Source organism: Paludibacter sp. 221 (assembly GCF_010501035.1).
Classification (GTDB): Bacteria; Bacteroidota; Bacteroidia; order Bacteroidales; family Paludibacteraceae; genus QVMH01.
The window spans coordinates 1-1,533 of record NZ_QVMH01000096.1 but is presented as its reverse complement, the minus strand read 5'-3'; the positions used below and the strand labels follow the sequence as shown (position 1 = coordinate 1,533).

1 protein-coding gene is annotated in these 1,533 nt (G+C 35.8%); it reads right to left on the bottom strand.

Going from position 1 to position 1,533, the window contains the following annotated elements; all coding sequences use genetic code 11:
- Positions 1–260 precede the first annotated feature (260 nt).
- Positions 261–1,277, bottom strand: coding sequence for an IS110 family transposase (locus D0T49_RS12875; RefSeq protein WP_163632360.1), 1,017 nt, complete (start codon positions 1,275–1,277; stop codon positions 261–263).
- Between the last annotated feature and the right edge of the window lie 256 nt (positions 1,278–1,533).

Below are 1,533 nucleotides of genomic sequence, written 5' to 3'. Positions count from 1 at the left end.
AGCCGATGCACAAGCGGAGTTGAAAAAGCAACTTGAAAAAGATACTGTTGTAAAAAACAATTTTTTCAAATAAACAATTTGTTTGTCATTAATAATTTATTTCAATTATTTTCTACCTTTGTTCATAACGAAGGAAGGCTCCCATCGACACATCGAACGGAAGTCTATCTTGTGTAGGTAATCTATAATGGGTTACCTACTTTTTTTGGGCTATCGCCCAAGACGAAGGAAGAACTCTATCTCTTCATCCTCGGAAGAGTCTATTTCTTTGGATCGTAAGACTCTCCATTTTTCCACATTGCATACATGAGCAATAGTAATTTTCTCTGTATTGCCGTAATGGCAATTTTCTTTTGCTTGGGGTGCTTTTGTACAATCCTAGTATAATCCTCTTTGAACTGAGGATTGAACGTAGAAGCGACAATAGCAGGCATATACAAAGCAGCTCTAATTCTGGAATTGCCTTTTTTAGAAATTCTTGTTTTTCCGCAAACACTACTTCCTGATTGTCTCTGAACAACATCAAGTCCTGCATAGCTCGCCAATTGCTTCTTGTTTGAAATTAAGGCAAATCCTTGCGTTTCTGCCAGTATGATAACTACAGTGGTTAATGCAACACCTTTGATTGTTTCGAGTTTTTTAATGCGTAGGTATAACTCTTTATCTGTTTTGATTAGATCCTTAATCTTTTGGGCATTTTCTTTCAATAAATCATCTATGTGTTTTAGCATTCTGGCATAACTCTTTTTTACAAATGGCTCAGGTAATTCCGTGTGATTTATTGCCTCTAAATTGTTTTTAACTCTAGTCCTCTGCTTCATAAGTTCAGAATTTAACCGAGTAAGAGAGCGCAGTTTGCGATATAATTCATTTGGTGGACTCCATGTTCTTGTTAATGGAGTAAAGGCACCCATCAAAGCTAAGTTGCGAGCGTCGACTTCATCGGTTTTAGTCTTTATTCCCTCTGAAAGCATATAGTGTTTTGCTTTATTAGGAAGTACGACCATTACTTGTAGATGGAGCTTATGAAGATGATAAGCCAACGACTCATAATATACTCCTGTTGCCTCCATTAAATATGTAACAGGATTATTTTTTAGAATATGCTTCCTGCTCCATTTAACAAATTGATTGAATCCTGATTTGTCGTTCTTGAAAGTTTCAATACTACTGTATTGTGTCAAATCAGAAATGTAATACAGACATACACACGCTGTAAATGTACTTTTAGAGATGTCAATGCCAACACACTGGCGAAATAGCTGTCCTGAATCCATACATATGCTTTTTATAGTTAATACTGTATAGACCAATACTTCCTCGTCTTTTCTCTTAATTAACGCAAGCTTACAGAATCGTAGCCTTAGATACTGTCCAGACTCAATGAAGATAAAGTAGGGAATGGAGGAAATCTTTTTCACGATATAGCAAGATGCTTACCTGTAGCAAAAAACTCTCATTCCCTTAGGTCTATATATCTAGCAAAACTACAATAAATAGACCCTATTGTATTAGTCTGTACAAATGTAAGAG

Excerpts from the sequence above, each read along its gene's own strand:
- D0T49_RS12875 (WP_163632360.1), bottom strand. The coding sequence starts at position 1,277 with ATGGATTCAGGACAGCTATTTCGCCAGTGTGTTGGCATTGACATCTCT.